General features: G+C 71.4%; 15 protein-coding genes. 11 read left to right on the top strand and 4 right to left on the bottom strand.

Annotated elements, in window-relative coordinates:
* Nucleotides 1-21: 21 nt before the first annotated feature.
* From ICW72_RS01890 to ICW72_RS01870, 5 genes are all read left to right on the top strand, one after another.
* Complete coding sequence (locus tag ICW72_RS01890; protein ID WP_191084687.1) at nucleotides 22-984, top strand: DUF1579 family protein; 963 nt, start codon at nucleotides 22-24, stop codon at nucleotides 982-984.
* 196 nt (nucleotides 985-1,180) lie between these two features.
* A complete protein-coding gene (locus ICW72_RS01885; protein WP_191084686.1) occupies nucleotides 1,181-1,477 on the top strand; it encodes an acyl carrier protein in 297 nt (98 codons plus the stop codon).
* Nucleotides 1,478-1,480: 3 nt separating this feature from the next.
* Nucleotides 1,481-1,930, top strand: a complete 450-nt coding sequence (locus ICW72_RS01880; protein ID WP_191084685.1) for a 3-hydroxyacyl-ACP dehydratase FabZ family protein — start codon at nucleotides 1,481-1,483, stop codon at nucleotides 1,928-1,930.
* Nucleotides 1,927-2,985: a beta-ketoacyl-ACP synthase gene (locus tag ICW72_RS01875; protein ID WP_191084684.1), complete on the top strand. Its 1,059-nt coding sequence runs from the start codon at nucleotides 1,927-1,929 to the stop codon at nucleotides 2,983-2,985. Before ICW72_RS01880 ends, ICW72_RS01875 begins: the two co-directional genes overlap by 4 nt.
* Entirely contained in the window at nucleotides 2,985-4,199 is a 1,215-nt protein-coding gene (locus tag ICW72_RS01870) for a beta-ketoacyl synthase N-terminal-like domain-containing protein (RefSeq protein WP_223880746.1), read from the top strand. Before ICW72_RS01875 ends, ICW72_RS01870 begins: the two co-directional genes overlap by 1 nt.
* 109 nt (nucleotides 4,200-4,308) lie before the next feature.
* On the opposite strand, the gene leuB is transcribed toward ICW72_RS01870, so the two are convergent.
* The 4 genes from leuB to ICW72_RS01850 are packed head-to-tail and all read right to left on the bottom strand — an operon-like array spanning nucleotide 4,309 to nucleotide 8,365.
* Complete coding sequence (leuB, locus tag ICW72_RS01865) at nucleotides 4,309-5,397, bottom strand: 3-isopropylmalate dehydrogenase (RefSeq protein ID WP_191084682.1); 1,089 nt, start codon at nucleotides 5,395-5,397, stop codon at nucleotides 4,309-4,311.
* Nucleotides 5,394-6,017 (bottom strand): 3-isopropylmalate dehydratase small subunit, encoded by a 624-nt coding sequence (gene leuD, locus ICW72_RS01860; RefSeq protein ID WP_191086074.1) that lies wholly within the window; start codon nucleotides 6,015-6,017, stop codon nucleotides 5,394-5,396. Before leuD ends, leuB begins: the two co-directional genes overlap by 4 nt.
* A gap of 5 nt (nucleotides 6,018-6,022) precedes the next feature.
* On the bottom strand, nucleotides 6,023-7,420 hold the full coding sequence (gene leuC / locus ICW72_RS01855; RefSeq protein WP_191084681.1) for a 3-isopropylmalate dehydratase large subunit: 1,398 nt from the start codon (nucleotides 7,418-7,420) through the stop codon (nucleotides 6,023-6,025).
* Between the two features lie 30 nt (nucleotides 7,421-7,450).
* Entirely contained in the window at nucleotides 7,451-8,365 is a 915-nt protein-coding gene (locus ICW72_RS01850; RefSeq protein ID WP_191084680.1) for an ABC transporter substrate-binding protein, read from the bottom strand.
* Nucleotides 8,366-8,443: 78 nt separating this feature from the next.
* Between ICW72_RS01850 and ICW72_RS01845 the strand changes: the two genes are divergently transcribed.
* The 6 genes from ICW72_RS01845 to ICW72_RS01820 all read left to right on the top strand — a co-directional run bounded on the left by ICW72_RS01845 (nucleotide 8,444) and on the right by ICW72_RS01820 (nucleotide 15,127).
* Nucleotides 8,444-9,388, top strand: a complete 945-nt coding sequence (locus ICW72_RS01845) for a Bug family tripartite tricarboxylate transporter substrate binding protein (RefSeq protein ID WP_191084679.1) — start codon at nucleotides 8,444-8,446, stop codon at nucleotides 9,386-9,388.
* 62 nt (nucleotides 9,389-9,450) lie between these two features.
* Nucleotides 9,451-10,182: an SDR family NAD(P)-dependent oxidoreductase gene (locus ICW72_RS01840; RefSeq protein WP_191084678.1), complete on the top strand. Its 732-nt coding sequence runs from the start codon at nucleotides 9,451-9,453 to the stop codon at nucleotides 10,180-10,182.
* A 67-nt stretch (nucleotides 10,183-10,249) separates the two neighbouring features.
* Entirely contained in the window at nucleotides 10,250-11,455 is a 1,206-nt protein-coding gene (locus ICW72_RS01835) for an acyl-CoA dehydrogenase family protein (protein WP_191084677.1), read from the top strand.
* A complete protein-coding gene (locus ICW72_RS01830; RefSeq protein ID WP_191084676.1) occupies nucleotides 11,448-12,791 on the top strand; it encodes a phosphotransferase in 1,344 nt (447 codons plus the stop codon). Before ICW72_RS01835 ends, ICW72_RS01830 begins: the two co-directional genes overlap by 8 nt.
* 12 nt (nucleotides 12,792-12,803) lie before the next feature.
* Nucleotides 12,804-13,931 (top strand): CaiB/BaiF CoA transferase family protein, encoded by a 1,128-nt coding sequence (locus tag ICW72_RS01825; protein WP_191084675.1) that lies wholly within the window; start codon nucleotides 12,804-12,806, stop codon nucleotides 13,929-13,931.
* A 29-nt stretch (nucleotides 13,932-13,960) separates the two neighbouring features.
* On the top strand, nucleotides 13,961-15,127 hold the full coding sequence (locus tag ICW72_RS01820) for an acyl-CoA dehydrogenase family protein (protein ID WP_191084674.1): 1,167 nt from the start codon (nucleotides 13,961-13,963) through the stop codon (nucleotides 15,125-15,127).
* The last annotated feature ends 8 nt before the right edge of the window (nucleotides 15,128-15,135 follow it).

The following is a 15,135-nucleotide window of genomic DNA, read 5'->3' as shown; positions in this document are numbered from 1 at the left end:
CCAGGAAGGAAGGACACGCCCATGGACACCCACCACCAGGCCCAAGCGGCCCCTACGGATCTGCGGATGACGCGCCGCCTGCCCGCCCCGCCCGAACAGGTCTTCGGCGCCTGGACCAGCGCCGCGGAGCTGCGCGAATGGTTCGGCCCCAAGGGCATGACCCTCACGGCCTGCGAGGTCGAACCGCGCATGGGCGGCCGCTTCCTGACGCGGCTCGGCGGCCCTTCGGGCGAGGAATGCGGCGGCCTCGGCTTCATCGAGGCGATCGAGGCGCCGCGCCGCCTGGTGATGCGGCTGGACGAGGCGGAGGGCAGCCCCCTGCCCGGCGCGCGCCTCGCCCTCACCTTCACGCCCGAGGCGGACGGCACCCGCCTCGGCATCCACTGGTCCCACCCCACGGCCGCGATGCGCGCGGAGCATGAGGCCATGGGATTCGAACGCGGCTGGGGCGAGATGATGGACCGCCTGACCGCCTTCGTGACACGCCCGGCCCAGATGTGCCCCATGGGCACGCCGCCCGCCCATGGCCATGGCTGGCTGCACCGCTTCCTGGGCGAATGGGACTACACCGGGGAGTTCATGGGCCCGGATGGCCAGAGCTTCACCGGCACGGGCACGGAGCGGGTCCGCTCCCTCGGCGGCTATTGGATCATGGGCGAATCGCGGGGCGAGATGCCGGGCGGCGGCGGCGAGGCGCATTGCGTCATCACCCTGGGCTACGACCCGGTGCGGGAGCGCTTCATCGGCAGCTGGGTGGGGTCCATGATGTGGCACCTGTCCATCTATGACGGCGCGCTCTCCGAGGATGGGCGGGAGCTGGTGCTGGAAAGCGAGGGCCCCGCCTTCACCGGCGAAGGCACGGCGCTCTACCGCGACACCCTCATCTGGGAGGATGCGGACCACCGCCGCATGGAAACCTCCGTGCGCGGCCCGGATGGCGGCTGGACGCCGCTGATGGTGCTGCGCCACGCAAGGCGCGCGTGAGACGGGGCCGGGCGGGCGCCCACCCCCGGCCCCGCCCGTCCCCCGCGGCCAGCCCCCCTTGACCCCCCGGTGCCCGGGGCTGGCCGCCACACCTGTGGTAACGCTTGGTCACATGAGCCCCGCGCGGGGCGCGCTGGACAGCGGGGCCACAACGCGCCAAAGACTGCGCCTCATTCCCATTATGGAGCCCGTCGCCATGTCCTCGGCGCCGCCTGCCAATGCCTTCGACACCATCGCGGAGATCATCGCCGAGACGGCGAATGTGGACCGCGCGAAGATCACGCCCGAGGCGCATGTCATCAATGACCTGGGCATCGACAGCCTCGATTTCCTCGACATCGTCTTCGAGATCGACAAGCGCTTCGGCGTGAAGGTGCCGGTCGAGGCCTGGACCGAGCAGGTCAATTCCGGCAAGGCCCCGGCCGAGCAGTTCTTCGTGATGGGCAGCCTGGCCAAGCGCATCGAGGAACTCGTGGCCGCCAAGCAGGGCTGAGCCTTGCGCCTCGAATATTTCGAGATGGTGGACCGGGTGCTGGAGCGCGAGGCGGACCGCCTCGTGGCGCTGGCGCGCGTGCCCGAGGAAAGCCCCGTCTTCGATGGTCATTTCCCCGGCTTCCCCCTGCTGCCCGGCGTGCTGATGGTGGAGGCCATGGCCCAGGCCGCCGGCTGGCTGGTCGTGGCGCGGCACGGCTTCACCCGCATGGCCGTGCTGGCCAAGGTGAGCGAGGCCAAGCTGCGCGGCATGGTCAGGCCCGGCGCGGAACTGACCGTGACGGCCGAGTTGATCCATGACGGTTCGGGCTATGCCGTGCTGCGGGGCGCGGTGAACGAGGGCACCGCCCGCGCGGCGGAGGCGGAACTGACCTTGAAAACTCTTCCCTTCCCCGCGCCAGGCCTCGAACCCGCGCTGCGGGCGCGCGCCACCGCCATCGGCCTGCTGCCATGACGCCCGTCATGGTGACGGGGGTGGGCCTCATCTCCAGCCATGGCGAGGGGCGCGGCGTGCATGCCCCCCTGCTGGCCGGCGGCGTGCCCCCCGTGCTGGCCCGCGCCAAGGACGCGCCCTACGACATCCACCCCACCCCCGAATTGCCGCTGGACCGCTTCATCCCGCGCCGCGAGATGCGGCAGATGGAGCCCTGGCAGCGCATCGGCGTGCACGCGGCCGGCATCGCCATCGAGGAGGCCGGGCTCAAGCCCCAGGTCGCCCGCATGGACGTGACGGTGGCCGCCGGCGGGGGCGAGCGCGATGCCGCGCTGGACGCCGCCATCCTGGCCGCGAAGCCTGACCCGGCCGGGGTCCACAAGATGCTGCTGGAGGGGCTGCGGCCCACCCTCTTCCTGGCACAGCTTCCGAACCTGCTGGCGGGCTCCATCTCCATCACCCATGGCGTGGCGGGCTCCTCCCGCACCCTGATGGGCGAGGAGGTGGCCGGCGCCGAAGCCGCGCGCGTGGCGGCGCGTCGCGTCGCGGCCGGCACCTCGCCCGTCGCGCTGACGGGCGCGGCCATGACCAGCGACCGGCCGGAATTGCTGCTGCTCTATGGCTTCGGCGGCGCGCTGCACCAGGGCCCCTGGGCGCCGCTGCCCGCGCGCCAGGGCATGGTGCTGGGCTCGGTCGCCGCCTTCCTGACGCTGGAGCCGGAGGGGGCCAACCCGGCACCGCTGGCGCGGCTCACCGCCATCGAGACCAGCCAGGCGCGGCCCGAGGGGCGCGTGGCGCGGCTCCGCGCGCTGCTGGACCGGGTGGGGGCGGAGGCCGACATGATCATCTCCACCGCCTCCGGCGCGCCCGAAGCCACGGCGGATGAACTGGCGGCCCTGCCCCGCGCGCCCGACCTTTTCACCGCCGACCTGTTCGGCCATTCGGCCGAGGCCGCCTTCCCGGCCGGCCTGGCGCTGGCCACCTACGCGATCGCCGAGGGGCGCGCGCGGCGCGTCCTGGTCACGGGGTGCGGACAATGGCGTGGCGAGGCCGCGGCGGTGCTGGAGGCGATCTGATGCGTGTGGCGGTCACGGGAATCGGGATGGTCACGGCGGTGGGCCGGGACGCGGCGTCGAGCTGGGCCGCCATCCGTGCCGGGCGCTCCGGCGTGCGCGACATCACGCGCTTCGACACCACGGGGATGAAGGCGCGGGTCGCCGCCTGCGTGGACTTCCCGGAGGATGCCTCCGGCACGCCGCTGGTGGCACCCGAACGGCTGCGGCGCATGGGCGAGGCCGCCATCGCCGAGGCGCTGGCCCAGGCGGGAATGCCGGGCCCCTTCCCCGGCCCGCTCTGCTTCGGCCTGCCGCCCGTCGAGATCGAATGGCCGCAGCGCCTGGCCCTGGGTGCCGGGGACCATGCGGGGATGATCGCGGGCGGCGCCGGGATGGCCCGTCATTACCAGGATTTCCTGCTGGGTGGCGTGGCCACCTGGCTGGCGGAACGCTTCGAGACCCAGGGCGTGCCCCAGGCCGTGACCACCGCCTGCGCCTCGGGGGCCTCCGCCATCCAGCTCGCCATCGAGGCGATCCGGCGGGGCGAGGCGGATTGCGCCATCGCGGGCGGGGCCGAGGCCTCGCTGCAGCCTGAGGCCTTCATCCGCTTCGGGCTTCTGCAGGCGCTGTCCGGCCGCAACGAGCCGCCCGAGGCCGTGTCCCGCCCCTTCACCAAGTCGCGCGACGGCTTCGTGATGGGCGATGGCGCGGGGGCGCTGGTGCTGGAGAGCGAGGCCCATGCCCGCGCCCGCGGCGCCACCATCCTGGGCTATATCCTGGGCGTGGGCGAGGCGGCGGACACCTTCCACCGCACCCGTTCCTCGCCCGACGGGCATGCCATCGTGGCCGCCATGGAACGCGCGCTGGCCGATGCGGGGCTGACGCCAGCGGAGGTGGGCTACATCAACGCCCATGGCACCTCCACGCCCGAGAACGACAAGATGGAGACGCTGGCGGCGAAGCTGGTGTTCGGGACCGAGGCGCCGCCGCCCATTTCCTCCACCAAATCCATGATCGGCCACACGCTCTCGGCCGCGGGCGCGATCGAGGCGGGGGTCTGCCTGCTGGCGCTGCGCGACCAGTTCCTGCCGCCCACCATCAACCAGGACGACCCGGACCCCGAGATCGGCATGGACACGGTGCCGGTGGGGCGGCCGCATGATTTCCGCGCGGCGCTGTCGAACAGCTTCGGGTTTGGTGGGCAGAATGTGTGCGTGGTGGTGGGCGCGGCGTGAAGCTTTTCCGAGCGGCTGATTCAGCGCGCCGGCTGCGCCTGCGCGCATCAGGCGTGGCGTTGCCGAGCGACTGATTCAGCGCTCCGGCTGCGCCTGCGCGCATCAGGCGCTACAGACAGGCCAGCACCGCATCCCCCATCTGCGCCGTGGTCAGCACCGCCTCGCCAGGGGCCGCGATGTCGCCCGTGCGGGCACCCTGCGCCAAGGCCCGCTCCACCGCCGCCTCCAGATGCGCGGCGTCCTCGGGCCGTCCAGCACTCCAGCGCAGCAGCAGCGCCACCGAGAGGATGGACCCCAGCGGGTTCGCCACCCCCTGCCCCGCGATGTCGGGCGCCGAGCCATGCACCGGCTCATAGAGCGCCCGCCGCCGCCCCGCCGCATCCGGCGCCGAGAGCGAGGCCGAAGGCAGCATGCCAAGCGAACCGATGATGGCGCCCGCCGCATCGCTCAACAGGTCGCCGAAGAGGTTGTCGGTCACGATCACGTCGAAGCGGCGCGGGTTGCGGGCCAATTGCATGGCGCAATTGTCGGCCAGCATGTGTTCCAGCGTCACATCCGGGAATTCGCGCGCGTGCAGCGCGCCCACCACCTGGCGCCACAGCGCGCCGGCCTCCATCACATTGGCCTTGTCCACGCTGGTGACGTGGTTGCGCCGCGTGCGCGCCAGCTCGAAGGCGAAGCGGGCGGCGCGGGTGATCTGCGCCTCGGTGTAGCTGTGGGTGTTGATGCCGCGCTTGGTGCCGTCGGGCAGCGTCTCCACCCCGCGCGGCTCGCCGAAATAGATGCCGGCCGTCAGTTCGCGCACGAAGATCAGGTCCACATGCTCGGTGATGCGGGGCTTGTAGGGGCTGGCCTCGGCCAACGCCGCCGGCATTTTCACGGGCCGGAGGTTGGCGAAGAGGTCCAGCGCCCCGCGCATCCGCAGTAGCGATCCCTTGCGGCGTTCCTCGGGCGGGACGGCGGCGGCCTGGTCCAGGCTGCCGGTGGCGCCGAAGAGGATGGCGTCGGCGTCCAGGATGCGCGCCCAGGTCTCGTCGGGCATCATGGTGCCGTGGCGGCGCCAGTTCTCCATGCCGAAAGTGCGGTGGGTGATGTCGAGCGCGAGGCCACGGTGGCGCGCGAACCAGTCGAGCACGCGCAAGCCCTGTTCCGTGACCTCGGTGCCCACGCCATCCCCGGGCAGGACGAGCAGCTTCACGCCACGCTCTCCCAGGCCCAGCCTCGCGACTGCTTGTCGCGCGCCTTCCAGGCGGCGATGGCCTCCGCCTGCTTCAGCGTCATGGCGATGTCGTCGAGGCCTTGCAGCATCGCCTCCTTCTTGCGGCCATCCACCTGGAAGGGGATTTCGCGGCCCGTGGGCGTCACGACCACCTGGCGCGCGAGGTCCACCGTGGTGCGGGCATTGCCGGGGCCGGCTTCCGTTTCCTCCGCGATGCGGCGGATCTCCTCGATGGGCAGGCGCACGGGCAGCAGCCCGTTCTGGAAGCAATTGGCGAAGAAGATGTCGCCGAAGCTGGGGGCGATGACGCAGCGCACGCCCATGCCCATCAGCGCCCAGACCGCGCCCTCACGCGAACTTCCGCAGCCGAAATTCTCGGCGGCGAGCATGATGGGGCTGCCGCGATAGGGTTCGCGGTTCGGCACGAAGTCCATGTTGTCGGTGCCGTCGGCATTGTAGCGCAGGCGTTCGAAGGCGTAGGGGCCGAGGCCGTCGCGCCCCGTGCCGACGAGCCGCTGGATGGGGATGATGACATCCGTGTCCACATTGGCCGCCATCAGCGGGATGGCGGGGCCGGTGACGGTGGTGAAGCTCTGCATGCCCATCAGAAATTCCTCACATCCACGATGCTGCCGGCAAGTGCCGCCGCGGCGGCCATGGCGGGCGAGGCCAGATGGGTGCGCGCCCCCGTGCCCTGCCGCCCCACGAAGTTGCGGTTGGAGGTGGAGACGCAGCGGGCGCCGGGCGGCACCGCCTCGCCATTGGCCGAAACACACAGGGCGCAGCCCGGTTCCCGCCATTCGAAGCCGGCTTCGAGGAAGCGGTGGTGCAGGCCCTCGGCTTCGGCTTCCGCCTTCACCTTCTCGCTGCCCGGCACCACCCAGGCGGTGACGTGCGGTGCGCGCTTGCGGCCGCGCAGCACGTCCGCGGCCGCGCGCAGGTCGCTCACGCGGGAATTGGTGCAGGAGCCGATGAAGACCCAGTCCACCTTGGTGCCGATGAGGGGCTGGCCGGGCTCAAGGCCCATGTAGCGCAGTGCCGCCTCCCAGGATTTCGCGCGGGCGGCGTCGGGCGCGCTTTCGGGGCGCGGCACATGGCCGGTGACGTCCGCCACCTGCTCGGGGCTGGTGCCCCAGGTGATCTGCGGTGCGATGCTCGCCATCTCGATCACCTCGTCGCGGGTGAAGCGGGCCTCGGTGTCGGAGGGCAGCCTGCGCCAATCGGCGAGCGCCGCCTCCCAGGCGCGGCCCTTGGGCGCGAAGTCGCGGCCGGCCAGGTATTCGAAGGTGGTGTCGTCGGGCGCCACCATGCCGACCTTGGCACCCATCTCGATGGAGAGGTTGCACAGCGTCAGCCGCTCCTCCAGCGACATGGCGCGCACGGCGCTGCCCGCATACTCCATCGCCATGCCCGTGCCCGCCGCCGCGCCGAAGCGGCCGATGGCGGCGAGGATCATGTCCTTGGCCGTGACGCCGGCCGGGCGCGCGCCCTCGAAGCGGATGCGGAAGGTGCCGGGGCGGCGCTGCGGCAGGGTCTGCGTGGCCAGGGCGTGGCTGAGTTCGCTGGCGCCGATGCCGAAGGCCATCGCCCCCACGCCGCCATTGGTGCAGGTGTGGCTATCCCCGCAAGCAAGGGTCAGGCCCGGCAGCACGATGCCCATCTCGGGCGCGATCACATGCACGATGCCATTGCCGCGCTGGCCCAGGTCGAACATCCGCACGCCCTCGGCCGCGCAGCGCGCGCGCAGGCTGCGGAGCAGTTTCGCGCCCACGGGGAAGGTCTCGGCGGTGCGGCCGGGCGCGGAACTCACGGCATGGTCGGGCGTGGCGAAGACGTGGCGCGGCTCGGCCAGCCTGTAGCCGGCCTGCGCGACCTCCTCCATGGCGCGGCCGCCCGAGAGGTCATGCACCAGGATGCGGTCGAGATAGAGCAGCGACCAGCCCTCGCCGAGATCGGCCACCACATGCTGGTCCCAGATGCGGTCGAACATGGTGCTGGGCATTCTTGATTCCTCCCCGGTCTTGCGGGTGTTTCAGGCGAGCGCGCGGCGCACGATCGCGTCATCCACGCAATGCGCGTAGCCGGGCGCACGGCGGATGGCGCCGGCGGTGAGCATGTGCCGCTCCAGCCGTTCGAAGGGCTCGGCCGGGAAATGCGGCGTGGTGGTCCAGATGCCGAGGTCGAGATAGCGCGCGATGGCGCGTTCCATCACCGCCGCGTCCAGGTCGGGGAAATAGGGACGGATGGTGGCGGCGATGGCGGTGGGCCCGGCCGCATGGAACCAGCGCTGTGTCGTGGCCAGCGCGCGGATCATCGCCATGAACTCCGGCGCGTATTCCGCGATGTTGGTCGCGGTGGAATAGAAGGTGGTGTAGCTGGTCGGCCCGCGCGCGGCGCAGGCGTGCCAGACATGGCCCGTGCCCGCCATTTCCATCTGCGAGACCAGCGGCTCGAAGAGCTGCGCGACGTCGAGGCGGCCTTCCGCCACGGCCGCCGCGTTCTCGGCCATGGAGCGATCGGTGACGCGGCTGAGCGTGGTGGGGTCGAGGCCCGCCTGCCGCACATCCTCCTGCAGGGCCCACCAGGGGGTGGGCACCTCGGCCACCGTGCCGAGCGTCATCCCCGCGAGGTCCCGCAGCGTGAAGCCGGGGCGCGCCTCGCGGCCCACCAGCAGGAAGGGGTCGCCCAGGATCGCCGCGCCGAAATTGCGCAGCGGGCAGGCAGGGTCGGCGTCATGCGCGAGCAGGATGCGCATGGGCCCGCCCCAGGCGAGATGCGCGGCACCGCTCAGCACGCTGTCCTTTGCGAGCGAGGGCACCTCGCCCGGCAGCACGCGCACCGTGACACCCTCCGCCGCATAGGCATCGCGCGCGAGCGCGGCGTAGTAGGGCGCATAGAACAACGCCCGGAATGGTTCTTGCAGATTGATGTGGCGCAGCGTGCTCATGGCGTTAGTGTCGCCCAGGCACGCCGAAACGCAAGATGAGGAACTGATTTCATGCCGCTTCCATCTTCTTCCCGTCGCATGCTGCTGGGTGCCTCCGCCGCGCTGGCGCTTCCCTCCCTCGCCCGCGCGCAGGCCGCCTATCCCAACCGCCCCGTGCGCATGCTGATCCCGGTGGGCGTGGGCGGCGTGACCGATGTGGTGGGGCGCATCATGGCGGAAGCCATGCAGGCGGCGCTCGGCCAGCCCGTGGTGCCGGAGAACCTGGTGGGCGCGGGCAGCCGCGTGGGTGCGGCGGGTTTCCACCGCCTGCCCAATGACGGCTACACGGTGTTCATCGGCACCAACAACCACCCGGTGATGCAAGCGATTGACCCGAACTTCGCCCATCATCCGGTGACTGATTTCGAGCCGATCTCGCTGGTGGCGCAGCAGCCCTTCGTGCTGGCGGTGCATCCCGACGTGCCGGCCAATGACCTGCCGAGCCTGCTCACCTGGCTGCGCGCCCAGGGCGAGCGCGCGAATTTCGGCACGGCCGCGCCGGGTGCGACCAACTACATGGCGGGCGCGCTGTTCCAGCAATTGTCGGAGACGAGCTTCACCCTGGTGCCCTATCGCACCGCGGCGCAGGCGGTGGCGGATCTGCTGGCCGGGCGGATGCAGTTGTCCATCGACAGCCCCACGCTGATGATGCCGCTGATCCGCGACGGGCGCCTGCGCCCCATCGCGGTGACGAGCGAGGGGCCGTCGGCGCTGGTGCCCAATTTGCCGCCCATCGCCACCGCCCTGCCCGGCTATGCGCTGGTGGCCTGGCAGGTGCTGTTCCTGCGGCCCGGCGCGCCGGAGGAGGCCAAGCGCATCCTGACCGAAACCGCCGCCCGCGTGCTGCGCGACCCCGCCGTGCTGGAGAAGCTGCGCGGCGCGAATGTCGAGCCCTGGCCCGACGCCACCCCCGCCGCCGCCGCCCGCCATGTGGCGCGCGAGGTGGAGGTCTGGGCGCCCATCGCCGCGCGCATCCCGCGCTGAGGGCAGCTTGACCTCTCGCGCCGCGCGGCCAAACCTCCCTGGAGTGATGGGGAGGGGCGGCCATGTTCGCATTGGACGGCAAGCGCGCGCTGGTGACGGGGGCGAGCGGCCTGCTGGGCGCGCATTTCGGCCGCGTGCTGCGCGGCGCGGGGGCGGAGGTGGTGCTGGCCGCGCGCCGCCCCGAGGCCTGCGCGGCACTCGCCGCTGAACTGGGCGCCACCGTGGTGGCGCTGGACGTGCAGGCGACCGACAGCGTGGCACCCGCCTTCGACGCCGCGGGCCGCGTGGACATATTGGTGAACAATGCCGGCATCGCCGCCACGCGCGGCTTCCTGGAGCATTCCCTGGAGGATTTCGACCGCGTGCTGGAGGTGAACCTCCGCGGCGCCTTCCTGGTGGGGCAGGAGGCGGCGCGGCGCATGGCCGCCGCCAAGACGGGTGGGTCCATCATCAACATCGCGTCCGTGCTGGGCGCGCGGATCATTCCCGGTGTGGCGGGCTATACGGCCGCCAAGGCGGGGCTGATCCACATGACGCGCCAGATGGCGGTGGAGCTCGCGCGGCACAACATCCGCGTGAACGCCATCGCACCCGGCTACATCGCCTCCGACATCAATGCCGAATTCTTCGCGACCGAGGCCGGGCAGGCCATGGTCAAGCGCATCCCGCAGCGGCGCCTGGGCAACCCTGATGATCTCAGCGGCCCGCTGCTGCTGCTCGCCTCCGACGCCGGCCGCCACATGACGGGCAGCGTGGTCACGGTGGATGGCGGGCATTCCGTGAACCCCCTTTAGGGCAGATCGCGCCGGGCCGATGGCGGCCCGGCGCGTGAAGCTGCCCGCAAGACATAGGACGTTCCAGATGGACTTCACCCTCGACCCCCGCAGCGAAGCCAAGCGCCAGGCCGTGCGCGAATTCGTGCAGGACCGGCTGATTCCGCTGGAAGCCGACCGCGCGAACTACGACGAGCATGAGAACATCGCGCCCGCCCTGCTGAAGACGCTGCGCGCGGAGGTGAAGGCGGCCGGCCTCTGGTGCCTGCAACTGCCCGAGGAGATCGGCGGCCAGGGCCTGCCCTTCACCGGCATGGCCGCCTGCTATGAGGAGATGAACCGCTCCATCTTCGGCCCCGTCTGCTTCAACTCCGCCGCGCCCGATGACGGCAACATGATGGTGATGAACAAGGTGGGCACGCCCGCCCAGAAGGAATGGTGGATGATGCCGGTGGTGCGGGGCGAGGTGCAGTCCAGCTTCGCCATGACCGAGCCCGAGGGCGCGGGCAGCGACCCGGGGATGACGCTGACGCGGGCCGAGCGCGTGGGCAATGACCGCTGGCGCATTTACGGCCGCAAGTGGTTCATCACGGGTGCGGGCGAGAGCAAGCATTTCATCGTGATGGCGCGCACCAGCGAGGATGCGCGCAAGGGCCTCACCGCCTTCCTCTTTCACGCCGACCAGCCCGGCTGGAAGATCGAGCGACGCATCCCGATCATGGGCCCGGAGGAACATGGCGGGCATTGCGAGATCACCTTCGACGGGCTCGAAATCCCGGACGAGAATGTGGTCATGGGCGTGGGCGATGGCCTGAAGCTGACGCAGATCCGCCTCGGTCCCGCGCGGCTGACGCATTGCATGCGCTGGACGGGCCTCGGCCGCCGTGCGCTGGAAATCGCGATGGCGCGCATCGAGCAGCGCCACGCCTTCGGCCAGAAGCTCGCCGACAAGGAGAGCATCCAGATGATGGTGGGCGAGGCGGCGATGCAGCTCGACATCTCGCGGCTGCTGACGATGCGCGCGGCCTGGAAGCTCGACCAGGGCGATTTCGCGCGGAAGGAGATCAGCACCGCCAAGATCCAGGCCGCCGACGCGCTGCACCGCGCCGCCGACACGGCGCTGCAATTGCTGGGCGCGCGCGGCTATTCCAAGGACACGATCGTGGAGTGGATCTACCGCTATGCGCGCCAGGCGCGGCTGGTGGATGGCGCGTCCGAGGTACACCGCATGGTGATCGCCAACTTCCTGCGCCGCGAGGGCGGTGACTATTTCGGCTGGCGCACCCATGGATGAGGCGCGGCTCGCCGCCTGGCTGAGCGCGGAGGCGGGCGCGCCTGTTGCCATCCGCGCGGCGTCGCTGCTGACGGGGGGCGCGATCCAGCAGAACTGGGCGCTGTCGGTCACGCGCGGCGGCGCGCAGGAAGAGTGGGTGCTGCGGACGGACAATGCCGCGACACTCGCCGTCTCGCTGCCGCGGCTGGAGGAATTCGCGCTGTTCCAGGCGGCGCATGCGGCGGGTGTGACGGTGCCCGAACCCCTCTTCGCCTGCGCCGATACCTCGGTGCTGGGTGCCCCCTTCTTCGTGATGCGCCGCGTGGCGGGGAGTGCGACGGCGCACAAGCTGGCCAAGGCCGCCGCCGCGCAAGGCGGGGATGACGCGCTGGTGGCGGCACTCGGGCGCGAGTTGGCGCGCATCCATCGCATCACGCCGCCGCGCGACGACCTGGCCTTCCTCGGCGCGCCGCCCGCCGACCCGGCGCTGGCCTTCGTGGCCGCCATGCGCGCGCGGCTGGACGCCGCCGGCACGCCGCGCCCGGTGCTGGAATGGGGGCTGGAGGCGCTGTCCCGCCACGCGCCCCCGCCGCTTCCGCCCGTGCTGAACCACAATGACTTCCGCACCGGCAATGTCATGGTCGAGGGCGGGCGGCTGACGGCGGTGCTGGACTGGGAATTCGCCGCCTGGGGCGACCCGCATGCGGATCTCGGCTGGTTCTGCGCGCCCTGCTGGCGCTTCGGCAACCGCGCGCTGGAGGCCGGCGGCCTCGGTTCCCGCGCCGCCTTCCTGGCGGGCTATGCCGAGGCTGGCGCCGCCCCCGACCCCGCCCGCCTGCCCTTCTGGGAGCTGGCGGCCACCATCCGCTGGGCCGTGATCGCGGCCGACCAGGGGGCGCGGCACCTCTCGGGCCGCGAGCGCGGGCTGGAGCTGGCCCTGACGGCGCAGATCGTGCCCGAGCTGGAGCTGGACATCCTGGCGCAGGTGGACGGGCTGGAGGGCGTCGCGGTGCAGCCGACTGCACCGGAAGCGGTGCCGCGCAACCCGCCCTCGCCCCTGCTGGAAGCACCCGACGCGGCCGACCTTCTCGCCACCGCGCGCGAGGCGCTGCTGGGCAAGCTGCTGCCCGCCTTGCCGCCCGCGCTGCACTACGAGGCGCGGATGGCGGCCAATGCCATCGCCATCGCCTCCCGCGCCATCGGCGTGGCGCCGGGCTTCGCGCCGGACCTCGCGGCGCTGGCCGCCGAAATCCGCAACGGCACCGCGCGGCGGGAGGAGGTGCGCGCCCTGCTGCGCCGCCTCACCCACCTGCGCTGCGCCATCACCAATCCCCGCGCCCTGGGCGCGGCACAATAGGAGAGAGACGACATGGGTCCATTGCGCGGCGTGAAGGTGCTGGAGATGGCGGGCATCGGCCCCGGCCCCTTCTGCGCCATGCTGCTGGCCGACCTGGGCGCCACGGTGATCCGCATCGAGCGCCCCGACGGCCCGCCCGGCGACCGGCGCGATGTCGTGATGCGCGGCCGCCGGTCCCTCGCGCTGGACCTGAAGAACCCCAAGGCGGTGGAGGCGGTGCTGCGCCTCGCGGAACAATCCGACGTGCTGATCGAGGGCTTCCGGCCGGGGGTGATGGAGCGCCTGGGCCTCGGCCCCGAGGCGGTGCGCGGCCGCAATCCGCGCCTGGTCTATGGGCGCATGACGGGATGGGGGCAGGACGGCCCCATGGCGAAGCTGGCGGGCCATGACATCAACTACATCGCGCTGACGGGCGCGCTGCACGCGATGGGCCGGGCGGGCGAGCCCCCTGCCCCGCCGCTCAACCTGGTGGGCGATTACGGCGGCGGCGGCATGCTGCTCGCCATGGGCATCATGGCCGCCTTGGTGGAACGCGCCACCAGCGGCGAGGGCCAGGTGGTGGACGCCGCCATGGTGGATGGCGCGGCCCTGCTGATGGCGCCCATCTTCGGCATGAAGGCGCGCGGACGTTGGGGGGCAAAGCGCGGCGCCAATTTCCTCGATGGCGCGGCCAGCTTCTATGACAGCTACGCCTGCGCCTGCGGCGGCTTCGTGGCCGTCGGCCCCATCGAGCCGCAATTCTTCGCGGAGATGCTGGCGCGCATGGGCCTCGACCCCGCCCGTTTCGAGGACCGGATGAACCCCGCCCAATGGCCCGCCCACAAGGCCCTCCTGGCCGAGGCCTTCCGCGCCCGCACCCGCGACGAATGGGCCGCCATCTTCGCGGACAGCGATGGCTGCGTGGCGCCCATCCTCTCCATGGAGGAAGCGCCCTCCCACCCGCACAACGCCGCCCGCGGCACCTTCGTGGAACGGGATGGCGCGGTGCAGCCCGCCCCCGCGCCGCGCTTCTCGCGCACGCCGGGCGAAATCGGCGCCCCGCCGGCGCTGAAGGGCGAGCACAGCCGGGAGGTGCTGGCGGAATTCGGTTTCGCCCCGGAGGAAATCGAAGCCCTCGCGCCCGCCGCAAGCCCGCGCTAGCCTCGCGCCCAAGAACCGGAGGAACTTCGATGGACACCAATGCCGCCGCCGCGCGCCCCTTCCGGGCCCGCGACATCTTCTCGACCGAGCACGAGATGTTCCGCGACCAGGTGCGCCGCTTCGTGGAGCGCGAGGTCGCCCCGCACCACCGCGACTGGGAACATGCGGGCGTGGTGCCGCGCGAGCTGTGGCGGAAGGCCGGCGAGCAGGGTCTGCTCTGCACCATGCTGCCGGAGGAGCTGGGCGGCGCGGGCGGGGATTTCGGCCATGCCTGCATCGTGCTGGAGGAACTGGCGCGCGTGAACGCGAGCGGCGTCGCCTTCCAGCTCCATTCGGACATCGTGGTGCCCTACATCCAGCACTACGCCACGCCGGAGAAGCGCGCGGAATGGCTGCCGAAGATGGTCTCGGGCGAGATGATCGGCGCCATCGCCATGACCGAACCCGGCATGGGCAGCGACCTCAAGGCGGTGCGCACCTCCGCCGTGCGTGATGGCGATGAGTGGGTCATCAACGGGTCCAAGACCTTCATCTCCAACGGGCAGAATGCGGGCCTCGTCATCGTGGTCTGCCGCACGGACCCGGAGGCGGGGCGACGCGGCATGTCGCTGATCTGCGTGGAGGAGGGCACGAAGGGTTTCACCCGCGGCCGCAACCTCGAAAAGATCGGCATGCACGCCCAGGACACGAGCGAGCTGTTCTTCGAGGATGTGCGCGTGCCCGCCGCCAATCTGCTGGGCGAGCTGAACATGGGCTTCCGCCAGCTGATGCACCAGCTGCCGCAGGAGCGCCTCATCATCGCCGTGCGCTGCGGCATCAGCATGGAGACCATGCTGGAGAAGACCATCGAATACACCAAGCAGCGGCAGATCTTCGGCCAGACGGTGTTCGACTTCCAGGTGCACCGCTTCAAGCTGGCCCAGGCCAAGGCCGAGATCGGCATGTTCCGCGTCTATCTGGACGACTGCATCGCCCGCCACATGCGCGGCGAGCTTTCGGCCGAGGAGGCGGCGGCGGTGAAGCTGCTCGGCACCGAGATGCAGAACCGGCTGCTCGATGATTTCCTGCAGATGCATGGCGGCTATGGCTACATGGCCGAATATGAGATCGGCCGCGCCTGGGCCGATGCGCGGGTGGGCCGGATCTATGGCGGCTCCTCCGAGGTCATGCGCGAGATCATCGCGCGCACGCTGTAAGAACGAAA

The sequence above is a fragment of the Roseococcus microcysteis genome (genome assembly GCF_014764365.1).
GTDB classification, from domain to species: Bacteria; Pseudomonadota; Alphaproteobacteria; order Acetobacterales; family Acetobacteraceae; genus Roseococcus; species Roseococcus microcysteis.
The sequence above is the reverse complement of the archived record's forward strand: the minus strand, read 5'-3'. Positions and strand labels throughout refer to the sequence as shown.